Source organism: Pseudomonas yamanorum (genome assembly GCF_013386765.1).
Classification (GTDB): domain Bacteria; phylum Pseudomonadota; class Gammaproteobacteria; order Pseudomonadales; family Pseudomonadaceae; genus Aquipseudomonas; species Aquipseudomonas yamanorum_A.
The window spans coordinates 1-10,408 of the sequence record NZ_JACARE010000074.1; the positions used below are offsets into that span (position 1 = coordinate 1).

A 10,408-nucleotide genomic window follows, 5' to 3' on the forward strand; every position below is an offset into this window, starting at 1 on the left:
CCAAATAACGGATATGCCCCCCAAAGCTACTGCAAGTTGACAAACAACCCCCCGTCTACCAACAGCGAAGCCCCAGTCACATACCGCGCCATATCCGAAGCAAGAAACACAATGGGCCCCGCAACATCATCAGGCTCCCCCAACCGCCCCAGCGGCGTACGCGAAGTCATGTACGCCAGCTTCTCTTCATCCGCCAAATCCTCCTTGTTGATGTCGGTAGCAATCGTCCCCGGCAACACCGAATTACAGCGAATCCCATAAGGCCCCAGCGCAATCGCACAAGACTGCATCAACGAATGCAGCCCGGCCTTGGTCGGCGTGTAATGCGTCTGCATCCCGCCCCCCACCAGCGCACTGATGGAACTGACGGCGATGATCGCGCCACCCTTGCCCTGGTTCTTCATCTGGTTGGCCGCCGCCTGCACGGCGAAGTAGGCGCCGTTGAGGTTGGTGTTGACGGTCTTGAGGTAAACCTCGCGAGGCATGTCGAGGAAAGAGTGGAACGGGCAAATCCCGGCATTGTTGACGAACACATCCACACTGCCAAACGCCTTGAGCGCGCCCGCCACCAGCTTGTCACCCGTGTCCGGATCGGCCGCATCGCCGCCCACTTCCACCGCCTGCCCACCAAACCCCTTGATCTCCTCGATCAACGAAAACGCCGCCTCAGTCCCCTGGCCACTGCCACTATGACCAATCACCACACGAGCCCCCTGACGCGCGCACTCGCGGGCAGCAGCGCGTCCGATACCTCGGGAAGCGCCAGTAACAATCACGGTTTTATCTGCAAGCAACATAAATAAACTCCTGGAAAACAAGCGGCCTCAGCCGAGATAGTTGCCGTAACCGACCATGGCGATAGCCCCGAGAATCACCGCGATACCGGCAACCAATACGCTTTTGTTGGTAGCGCTGGTGCCTTGCCACTCACGGAAATACAGGCCCCAGCAGTTGGATACGATGATGATGAAAGACATGTGCAGCACCCAGGAACTGGCGTCGTTCTGCAGGCGGCTTTCGCCCATGCCGTAGAAGAAAAATTGCAGGAACCACAAGGTCCCGGCGCACGCCACCAGCAGGTAGTTACGGAACAGCGGGGTGCTGCGATCGGTGTAGTCGTGGAACGTGCGGTTGCGCCAGTTCAGCCACAGGCACCAGAGGCCATTGGTGGTGAGCCCGCCCCACATGATCACCATGAAGGTCACGTTGTTCTGGAACAGGCTGTTGGCGCCGTGCTCCACCGCCGCGGCAGCCAGCGGACGCCCGGCGGAAATGCCGTAGCTGAAGCAGGCGCTCAGCACGCCTGAGATCACCGCCACCAACATGCCCTTGGCCACCGAGAACTCGCTGATGCTGGCGAATTTCACCGCTTCCGGCACTTCCCGCTCCTTGATCAGACCGGCCTTGCCGCACACCGCAATGCCCACCAGGGACACCGCGACACCCCACAGCACCCAATGCCCGCCCTGGGAGGCGAGCATCGAGGTCAGGGTGCCTTCGGTGGCGTCGGTGAACAGGTCGCGGTACAGCGCCGGCATCAAGGCGCCGAGGGCCGAGGTCAGGCCGAGTACCAGCGACATGCCCAGGGACAGCCCGAGGTAGCGCATGGTCAGGCCGAACGTCAGCCCGCCGATGCCCCAGAGCACGCCGAACAGGTAGGTCCAGAGCAGGGTGCCGCTGTCGGCCTGGCGCAGGATGTCGGCCCAGCCGGGCACGGTCAGTTGCGCGGCAATCAACGGCACGATCAGCCAGGACACCAGGCCGCCGGTGATCCAGTAGCTTTCCCAGGCCCAGCCACGGACTTTCTTGTAGGGGATGTAGAAACTGCCGGAGGCGAAGCCGCCGATGAAGTGCAGAATCACACCGAAGAGAATGATTTCCACGTGTTCAATTCCTTTTTATTGTTGTGGTTGGCCGTGGGTTCAGCCATGGGCAGGCGTGGGGCTGTAGATCCGCACCGCGTTGTGCAGGAAGAACTTGCCCTGTACGTCCTCGGGTTTGCCCGCCAGGCAGGCTTTCACCAGGCCCAGGGTGGTGGCGAAATCGGCCAGGTGATCGCTGTTGGGCCAGTCGCTGCCAAAGAAGCAACGGTCGTTGCCAAAGGCTTCCCACAGCACGGCCAGGCGGTCGTTGTAGAACGACGGGTCAAGGATCAATCCACCCGGGCCGACCTGGGGGATTTCCGCCAGTTTGGCAAACACATTGGGCCGCTCGGCCAGGCGCATCAGGTCAGCGTGATAGGCCGATTCTTCACCGGCCGGCACGCTGGCGTTGGGCAGGTGATCGACGATGATGCGCAGCTCGGGCAAGGCATCGCTCAAGTGCAGCAGCCCTTTGATCAGGCGCGGGTTCGGGTTGGCGCTGTCCAGGCTGCGCCCGTATTCGGCAAGGCGGCGCAGGCCTTCGATAAAGCCTTGGCGCTTCTGGTCGTCGAGCAAGTCGCGGTCCCACAGGTTGCCGTAGCGCAAGCCGAGGAACAGCGGTTCAGGGGCCAGGGTTTCAAGGTCTGCCGCAAAGTCGCTGTGCAGCGGGTCGAGGTTGCCGACGAAGCCGAGCATGCGCGGGTCGCTGCGCAAGGTGTCCAGCAACCAGCGATTGTCCTCGCGCCACGGGCTGGCTTCCACGGCGATGGCGCCGATCACATGATGTTCGCCCGCCAGCGCCCAATAATCCGCCGGTAAATGCGCGGCATACAGCGCGTTGCCCGGCTCGGGCCAGGGGATGCCCTGGGAGCGGCGCGGGTCGAACAGGTGCAGATGGCTGTCGATGATCGGCCCGCTGTATGGGGTAAGAGGCATTGCGCAATCCTTCGGAAGAATGGACAGGGAAGGGCCCGCACGCTACCGCGCCAGGGCCCGTTGCACCACCTCAGCCCTGCAAGTACACCGCATGGGTATGGGTGTACTCATACAGGCCGTGCTTGCCGTCGGCGCCGCCGATCCCGGATTTGCGCACACCGGCATGGAAACCCTGCATTGCCTCGAAGTTCTCGCGGTTGATGTAGGTTTCGCCGAACGACAACTCGCGTACTGCCTGCATCGCCTTGCCCAGGTCGCGGGTGTAGATCGAGGAAGTCAGGCCGTAGTCGCAGTCGTTGGCCAGGGCGATGGCTTCATCCAGGTCATCGACAATCTGGATCGGCAGCACCGGCCCGAAGATCTCTTCGCGCATGATTTCCATGTCGGCGCGGCAGCCGGCCAATACCGTGGGCTGGAAGTGAAAACCCTGGCCCAGGTCGGCGATTTGCCCACCGGTGACCAGCGATGCACCCTGGTCCAGCGCGGTGCGCACCTTGCGGTTGACGCTGTCGAGGCCCTGGCGGTTGATCAGCGGGCCCATTTCTACATCGGGCTGGGCGATGGGATCGCCGTAGCGAGTGGCGGCCATCGCGGCGCTGATGCGCTCGATAAACTGGTCGGCCACCTTGCGTTCCACATACACCCGTTCGGCGCAGTTGCACACCTGGCCGCTGTTGATGATCCGCGAGTCACGAATGGCTTTTACCGCCAGGTCCAGGTCGGCATCGGCGAGGACGATGGCGGGAGCCTTGCCGCCCAGTTCCAGGTTGAGCTTGGTGATATTCGGCGCGGCGGCGGCCATGATCCGCGAGCCGGTGGCGACGCTGCCGGTGAAGCTGATCATGTCCACGCCCTTGTGGGCGGTGAGGGCGCCACCCACCCGCCCATCGCCGCAGACCACGTTGAACACCCCGGCCGGCAGGTCGGTCTCGGCCACCAGTCTGGCGAACTCGAAGCAGTTGTTGGGCGTCTCTTCGCTGGGCTTGATCACGATGGTGTTGCCGGTCAGCAACGCCGGGGCCATCTTGCGGGCGATCAGGAAGAACGGGAAATTCCACGGCAGGATGCCGGCCACCACGCCCAGGGGTTTGCGGAACAGGAAGATGTTTTCGTTGGGCCGGTCGCTGGTGATGATCTCGCCTTCAATGCGGCGCGCCCACTCGGCCATGTAGTCGAGGTAGTCGGCGGTGAAGTTGACTTCGACTTCCGCAAGGCCCGTGACCTTGCCTTGTTCCAGGGTGATGGTGCGCGCCAGGTGGGCGACGTTTTCCCGCAGCTTGGCGGCGATGCGGCGCAAGTGCCCGGCGCGTTCGATGGCCGGTTTGCGGGCCCAGTCTTTTTGCGCATGGCGGGCGGCGGCCAGGGCCTGGTCGACGTCTTCGGTGGTGGATGCCGGGACCTTCGACAGCAGGGTGCCGGTGGCCGGGTTCACTACATCCAAGTGGGCATCGCTTGGGGTAAAGCGGCCGTTGATGAAGTTCTGGTAGACCGGTATGGATGACATGCTTGGCTCCTCAGTAAGTACGTGACGGCGCCTTGGCGTCGTCGGCGGGGCGGTAGCGGGCCAGGGTGGCCATGGCGCTCTGGCGCAGCAGGCTAATGTCGATGGCCACCGCAATGAACTGGCAGCCCCAGGCTTGATAACGGCGGGCATCGTCTTCGTTGGGGGCGAGGATGCCGCAGGCTTTACCGGCCGCCAGCGTGGCGTCGACCGCGTGGCGGATACGTTCCTGCACCTCGGGATGCCCGGGGTTGCCGGCATGGCCGAGGCCGATGGACAGGTCGGCCGGGCCGATGAATACCGCGTCCACGCCTTCGACCGCCGCAATCGCCGCGACGTTTTCCACCCCGAGGCGCGACTCCACCTGCACGATCAGGCACAGCTGTTCATGGGCGGTGTTGAGGTAGTCGTTCACGCCGTCCCAGCGGGTAGCGCGGGTCAAACCGCCGCCGACGCCACGAATGCCGTGGGGCGGATAACGCATGGCGCGCACCAGGGCCTGGGCCTGTTCGGCGGTTTCCACCATCGGGATCATCAAGGTCTGGGCGCCGACATCCAGCAGTTGCTTGATCAGGTTGGCGTCGCTGCTCACCGCACGTACCACCGGCGCGGTGGCGTAGGGCGCCACGGCCTGGAGCTGGTTGAGTACGCTGGGCACGGTGTTGGGGGCGTGTTCGCCGTCAATCAGCATCCAGTCGTAACCGGTGCTGGCGACGATCTCGGCGGCGTACGCCGTGGCGAAACCGGCCCAGATCCCGTATTGCGCAGCGTCTTTACGCAGCGCGGCCTTGAAAGCGTTGTGGGGCATGTTCATGGCAGGAGTCCTCAGCGGTTATACGGACGGTGCAGTTGGCAGTCGGGGTTGAGGTCTACGCCAAACCCGGGCTTGTCGAGCGCCGACAGGCGCATGCGGCCATTCACCGGCACCGGTTCACCGAGCAATTGCGGGTGGAACATCGGCACCACTTCATCGGCCTTGGGCGCCATCATCAGGAACTCGGCGAACGGGCTGTTATGGCGGGTGGCAACGAAGTGGTAGCTGTAGACCGACGAGCCGTGGGGCACCACCAACGCGTTGTGGGCATCGGCCAGGGCGGAGATTTTCACCAGCTCGGTGAGGCCGCCGCACCAGCCCACATCCGGCTGGATAATGTCGCAGCAGCCCATCTCCAGCAGCATGCGAAAGCCCCAGCGGGTGGCTTCGTGTTCGCCGGTGGTCACCAGCATGCCCTTGGGCACGTTGTTGCGCAGCGCGGCATAGCCCCAGTAGTCGTCGGGCGACAGCGCTTCCTCGATCCATTTCAAGCCGTATTCATGGGCGCCTACTGCCAGTTTGGTGGCGTAGTTCAGGTCCAGGCTCATCCAGCAATCGAGCATCAGCCAGAAGTCCGGGCCGACCCGTTCGCGCATGGTCGCCAGTTCCTCGAGGTTTTTGCGCAGGCCTTCTTCGCCTTCGGACGGGCTGTAGTGCAGGGGCATCTTGCCGCCGATAAAGCCCATCTTCTGCGCGAGGTCCGGGCGGGCGCCGGTGGCGTAGAACTGCAACTCGTCCCGCACCGCGCCGCCGAGCAACTGGTGCACCGGTTCCTGGCGGACTTTTCCGAGCAGGTCCCACAGCGCCAGGTCGACACCGGAGATCGTGTTGATCACCAGGCCCTTGCGCCCGTAGTACAGGGTGGACTGGTACATCTGGTCCCAGATTTTTTCGATATCGGTGACGCGGGCGCCTTCCAGGAAGCGCGCCAGGTGCTTCTCGACGATATAGGCGGCGGGCTCGCCACCGGTGGTCACGGCGAACCCGACGGTGCCGTCGCTGGCCTCGATTTCCACCACCAGGGTGCCCAGCACGTTGATCCCGAAACTGCGGCGGCTCTGGCGGTATTCGGGGTATTTGCTCATGGGGGTGCTGATGTGATCGTCGATCCAGTGGCCGTCTGCCTGGTCGTGGTAGTCCGCGCCGCCGCCGCGCAGCACAAAGGCGCGTACGTGCTTGATAGTGAGGTTGCCCATGGTGTGACTCCTTGATTAAACAGTGGCCGGCGTGTTCGTCGCTTTTTGGCCTGGGGAATGGATACCGAGTACCAGCAAGGCGGCGAGCACGGTGGTGGCGGACAGCAGGTAAAGGCCGGCCGCAGGGGAATGAAAGGCGGTTTCCGCCCAGTTCTTCAGCACCGGGGCGATAAACCCGCCGAGGGCGCCGAAGGAGTTGATCAGGGCAATGCCGGCCGCCGCAGCGCTGCCGGCCAGGTAGCTGGAAGGAAAGGTCCAGAACACCGGTTGCACGGCGATGAAACCCGAGGCGGCGAAACACAGGGCGAGCATGCCCAGCAGTGGGTTGGCGAAGGTCACGGAGCAGGCAATCCCGGCGGCCGCCATCAACAGGGTCAGGGACGCGGTTTTACGCCGTTCGCCGGTGCGGTCGGAGTAGCCGGGAATCCACCAGGCCGCGAACAGTGCGCACACCCACGGTATCGCCGAGACCAGTCCCACCATCAAGCCGACCTTGGTGCCCAACAGGCCGCCCACCTGGGTCGGCAAGTAGAACACCACGCCATACACGCTGGCCTGGATCAGCAGGTACACGAGGCACAGGTACAGCACGCTGGGTTGGCACAGCACGTTGAGCAGGCTGCGGCCGTGGGAGGTTTTGTGCTGGTCTTCGGCGTCCAGCAGGTCCTGGATCTGGCGGCGTTCGGCAACGGTCAGCCATTTGGCATCGGCGGGGCGGTTGTCCAGGTACCAATAGGCCCAGATGCCAACCGCCGTGGCCATCAGGCCTTCCACAGCGAACAGCCATTGCCAGCCGTGCAGCCCGGAGAACCCGTCCAGCTCCAGCAACAGGCCCGACAGCGGGCTGCCGAAGATAAAGGCCAGGGGCGCGCCAAAGTAGAAGAACCCCATGGCCTTGCCGCGCACGGCAGAGGGGAACCAGTAGGTGAGATAGAGGATCACGCCGGGAAAGAACCCGGCTTCGGCTACGCCCAGCAGGAAGCGCAACACGTAGAAGCTGGTTTCGTTATGGGCAAACATCATGGCGGCGGAGACGAGGCCCCAACTGACCATGATCCGGCACATCCACAGGCGGGCGCCGACGCGGTGCATGATCAGGTTGCTCGGCACTTCCAGCAGCGCATAGCCGACAAAGAACACCCCGGCGCCAAAGGCGAAAGCGGCATCACTGAGGCCGGTGTCGGCCTGGAAGGCTTGCTTGGCGAACCCGACGTTGGCGCGGTCGAGGAAGGCCATGATGTACATCAACAGCAGGAAGGGCAGCAGCCGCCAGGAAATCTTGGCGAGCAGAGACGCAGGCAGGGTCTTCATTGTTCAGTCCGGTTGTTTTGTTCTTATGGGAAGGACTGTACGGCGCTGGATCTATACGCTACAAATCGAATCTCGCTTACAACTGATAACCTCAGGGTATCGATAACAAGGAAAAAAATGAGTAGTCCCTTGATCTCCCGCCACCTGTTCAACCGCCTGCGCTATAAGCATCTGCATATGCTGGTGGCCTTGAGTTCCAGCCAGAACCTGCACCGGGCGTCCCAGAGCCTGAACATGTCGCAACCGGCGGCGACGCGCATGTTGCGGGAGATCGAGGACATGTTTGCCTGCGACCTGTTCGAGCGCCTGCCCCGGGGCATGCGTCCTACGGCGCTGGGCAAGGAGCTGATCCGCTTTGCCGAATCGGCCCTCAGCGGGCTCGACCGCTGCGCCGAGGAATTGATGGTGCGCCAGCAGGGCGGCTACGGGTATTTGTCGATCGGCACCATCATGGGCGCGGCCCCGGACCTGGTGATGGACTCGATTGCGCAGATCAAGACGCTCAACCCGCAGATGCGCATTCGCATCATGGGCGACACCAGCGACCAGGTGATCCAGTTGCTGGAACAGGGCCGCATCGACCTGGCCATCGCCCGGCGCAACGCCGCCACCGACAGCGAGCATTACAGCTTCGAACCCCTGGGCAATGAACGCATGCTGGTGGTGGTGCACGCCGGCCATCCGCTGGCCCAGCGCGAACACTTGCCGCTGGCGGAACTGGTCAGCGACTGGCCGTGGATCCTGCAACCGCAAACCAGCCCGGCGCGCATCGGTTTCGATGAGGCCCTGCAACACCTGGCCTTGCCGCAGCCGGCGGACATCATCGAGTGCAGCTCGGTGTATTCCATGCAGCAACTGATTCAACTCACCGACGCAATCATGGTGCTCTCGGAAAGCGCCCTGCGGGATTACCTGAAAATGGGCCTGGTGGTGGCCTTGCCGGTGGTGCTGGAGGTGCAATTGGCGCCGTTCGGCATGTTGCTGCGCAAGGGCGACCCGGTGAGCCGCGAATTGGGGTTGTTTATCGACATGCTCAGGCAAAAGGCCGCGATGCTCTAAACGCATTGTGCAAAAGAACATGGTATGCCGGCGGGATATTAAATAGAATGAATCTCATTTGAGACTGACTCGCGCCGCGCAGGTTACTTGCCATGAATGAAGCTGTAGTGCCGACGCACCTCGCAGAACCGAGCCTTCACGCCTTGTACCGCGACCACCGCAGTTGGCTGGAAAGCTGGCTGCGGCGCCGTTTGGGCAATGCCTGGGATGCGGCCGACCTGAGCCAGGACACGTTCCTGCGGGTGTTGGCCAGTGCCCAGCCGATTGCCCAATTGCAGGAACCCCGGGCTTACCTGGTGACCGTAGGCAAGCGCTTGCTGGTGAATTTTCACCAGCGGCGCAGCCTGGAGCAGGCGTACCTCAATGCGTTGACGCACCTGCCGCAAGCCTGCGTGCCGTCGCCGGAACAGCGCTGGTTGCTGCTGGAAACCCTGCAGGCCCTGGATGAACTGCTCGACGGTTTGCCACCCGTGGTGCGCCGTGCGTTTCTCTGGAGCCAGCTGGAGGGCCTGGGCTATCGCGAGATTGCCGAGCGGCTCAAGGTGTCCGAGCGTACGGTCAAGCGCTACATGGCCCAGGCCTATGAGCATTGCCTGCTGGTGGAGCTGTGAGCCGCACCGCGCCGGATCTCGCCCGGGCGGCGGCGCAATGGCTGGCGTTGCTGGAGTCTGGCAGTGCTACCGAGCGTGATCACGCCAGCCTGCAACAGTGGCGCGACAGCCATCCCCAGCATGAGCAGATCTGGCAGAAAGCCCAGTTGCTGCGCCAGCGATTTACCGATTTGCCACCGGCATTGGCCATGGCCAGCCTTGATCGTCCGCAGCCGGGACGGCGTGCGGTGCTCAAGCGTGCCTTGGGCGTGGCGGCACTTGTGCCGGCGGCGTGGTTGCTTAGCCGGCAATTGCCGATCGATGCATGGCGCGCGGACCTGCATACGGCTACCGGCGAACGCAAGCGCGTGCCGCTGGCGGATGGCAGCAGTCTGCAACTCAATACCGCGAGTGCGGTGGACGTGGATGTGGCCAGGCGCCGTGTGACGCTGGTGGAAGGGGAGATGGCGTTGACGGTGCCGGGGGCGGGTGCGCTGACGGTGCAGACGCGTTATGGGCAGGTGATTGTCGGCCAGGCCGAGGTGTGTGTGCGGCAGTTGTCTTCCGGGTGTCTGGTGTCGGTGTTGAAGGGGGCGGTGCAGGTGCGGGATCTGCGGGGGCAAGTGGCGACGTTGCGAGGTGGGCAACAGGCACGCTTGCAGGCGTCCGGGATGGGTGCAGCTGTAGCGTTTGATGCGCTGCAACTAGGGTGGCGTGATGGTGTGTTGACGGCGCAGAACCAGTTGTTGGGCGATTTTTTGCGGGAGTTGGAGCGGTATCGGCCGGGTGTGCTGCGCTGGGAGCCGAGCCTTGAAGCGTTGCGGGTGACCGGGAGTTTTCAGTTGGCCGATACCGATCGTATTCTTGCGTTGCTGGTGTCGACAATGCCGCTGGAGGTGCAGTCGCGCACGCGGTATTGGGTGACGCTGGTTCCGCGTAAGACGGCTGCCTGATGACATATCCGTTATTCAGGTAACGGCGGCTTATGGTTTCGCTCTTACAGCGACTCACTTTGGAAAAGCCGGAATGCCGGCCCAGCCCAAAGAGTGTTAAAAGCCAGATCAAAAGCCGCTTTTCTGTAGGAGCCGGCTTGCCGGCGATGCAGGCGACTCGGTGCATCAGGTACACCCAGTTGATGC

Annotated in this window: 10 protein-coding genes; 3 read left to right on the top strand and 7 right to left on the bottom strand. The window is 63.2% G+C overall.

What is annotated here, in order from left to right; translation table 11 throughout:
- Positions 1–26: 26 nt before the first annotated feature.
- The 7 genes from HX875_RS31825 to HX875_RS31855 all read right to left on the bottom strand — a co-directional run bounded on the left by HX875_RS31825 (position 27) and on the right by HX875_RS31855 (position 7,620).
- Positions 27–797, bottom strand: a complete 771-nt coding sequence (locus HX875_RS31825; protein WP_177048906.1) for an SDR family NAD(P)-dependent oxidoreductase — start codon at positions 795–797, stop codon at positions 27–29.
- A 27-nt stretch (positions 798–824) separates the two neighbouring features.
- On the bottom strand, positions 825–1,883 hold the full coding sequence (rhaT, locus tag HX875_RS31830) for an L-rhamnose/proton symporter RhaT (RefSeq protein WP_177048907.1): 1,059 nt from the start codon (positions 1,881–1,883) through the stop codon (positions 825–827).
- 39 nt (positions 1,884–1,922) lie between these two features.
- On the bottom strand, positions 1,923–2,798 hold the full coding sequence (locus tag HX875_RS31835; RefSeq protein ID WP_177048908.1) for an amidohydrolase family protein: 876 nt from the start codon (positions 2,796–2,798) through the stop codon (positions 1,923–1,925).
- Between the two features lie 70 nt (positions 2,799–2,868).
- On the bottom strand, positions 2,869–4,302 hold the full coding sequence (aldA, locus tag HX875_RS31840; RefSeq protein WP_177048909.1) for an aldehyde dehydrogenase: 1,434 nt from the start codon (positions 4,300–4,302) through the stop codon (positions 2,869–2,871).
- 10 nt (positions 4,303–4,312) lie between these two features.
- Positions 4,313–5,113 carry an HpcH/HpaI aldolase family protein gene (locus tag HX875_RS31845; RefSeq protein ID WP_177048910.1) on the bottom strand — a complete coding sequence of 267 codons (801 nt, stop codon included), beginning with the start codon at positions 5,111–5,113 and terminating at the stop codon, positions 4,313–4,315.
- Positions 5,114–5,124: 11 nt separating this feature from the next.
- On the bottom strand, positions 5,125–6,309 hold the full coding sequence (gene rhmD, locus HX875_RS31850) for an L-rhamnonate dehydratase (RefSeq protein ID WP_177048911.1): 1,185 nt from the start codon (positions 6,307–6,309) through the stop codon (positions 5,125–5,127).
- A 15-nt stretch (positions 6,310–6,324) separates the two neighbouring features.
- The gene (locus HX875_RS31855) at positions 6,325–7,620 is read right to left on the bottom strand and encodes an MFS transporter (RefSeq protein ID WP_177048912.1); all 1,296 of its coding nucleotides are present in this window, start codon (positions 7,618–7,620) and stop codon (positions 6,325–6,327) included.
- Positions 7,621–7,737: 117 nt separating this feature from the next.
- On the opposite strand from HX875_RS31855, the gene HX875_RS31860 reads away from it, so the two are divergent.
- The 3 genes from HX875_RS31860 to HX875_RS31870 all read left to right on the top strand — a co-directional run bounded on the left by HX875_RS31860 (position 7,738) and on the right by HX875_RS31870 (position 10,222).
- Positions 7,738–8,679 carry a LysR family transcriptional regulator gene (locus HX875_RS31860; RefSeq protein WP_177048913.1) on the top strand — a complete coding sequence of 314 codons (942 nt, stop codon included), beginning with the start codon at positions 7,738–7,740 and terminating at the stop codon, positions 8,677–8,679.
- Positions 8,680–8,771: 92 nt separating this feature from the next.
- Positions 8,772–9,290 carry a sigma-70 family RNA polymerase sigma factor gene (locus HX875_RS31865; RefSeq protein WP_177048914.1) on the top strand — a complete coding sequence of 173 codons (519 nt, stop codon included), beginning with the start codon at positions 8,772–8,774 and terminating at the stop codon, positions 9,288–9,290.
- Positions 9,287–10,222 carry a FecR domain-containing protein gene (locus HX875_RS31870; RefSeq protein ID WP_177048915.1) on the top strand — a complete coding sequence of 312 codons (936 nt, stop codon included), beginning with the start codon at positions 9,287–9,289 and terminating at the stop codon, positions 10,220–10,222. The genes HX875_RS31865 and HX875_RS31870 overlap by 4 nt, the downstream gene beginning before the upstream one ends.
- The last annotated feature ends 186 nt before the right edge of the window (positions 10,223–10,408 follow it).

Coding starts and splice junctions, on each gene's coding strand:
- aldA (WP_177048909.1), bottom strand. CDS start 4,302: ATGTCATCCATACCGGTCTACCAGAACTTCATCAACGGCCGCTTTACC.
- HX875_RS31825 (WP_177048906.1), bottom strand. CDS start 797: ATGTTGCTTGCAGATAAAACCGTGATTGTTACTGGCGCTTCCCGAGGT.
- HX875_RS31860 (WP_177048913.1), top strand. CDS start 7,738: ATGAGTAGTCCCTTGATCTCCCGCCACCTGTTCAACCGCCTGCGCTAT.
- HX875_RS31835 (WP_177048908.1), bottom strand. CDS start 2,798: ATGCCTCTTACCCCATACAGCGGGCCGATCATCGACAGCCATCTGCAC.
- HX875_RS31845 (WP_177048910.1), bottom strand. CDS start 5,113: ATGAACATGCCCCACAACGCTTTCAAGGCCGCGCTGCGTAAAGACGCT.
- HX875_RS31855 (WP_177048912.1), bottom strand. CDS start 7,620: ATGAAGACCCTGCCTGCGTCTCTGCTCGCCAAGATTTCCTGGCGGCTG.
- HX875_RS31865 (WP_177048914.1), top strand. CDS start 8,772: ATGAATGAAGCTGTAGTGCCGACGCACCTCGCAGAACCGAGCCTTCAC.
- rhmD (WP_177048911.1), bottom strand. CDS start 6,309: ATGGGCAACCTCACTATCAAGCACGTACGCGCCTTTGTGCTGCGCGGC.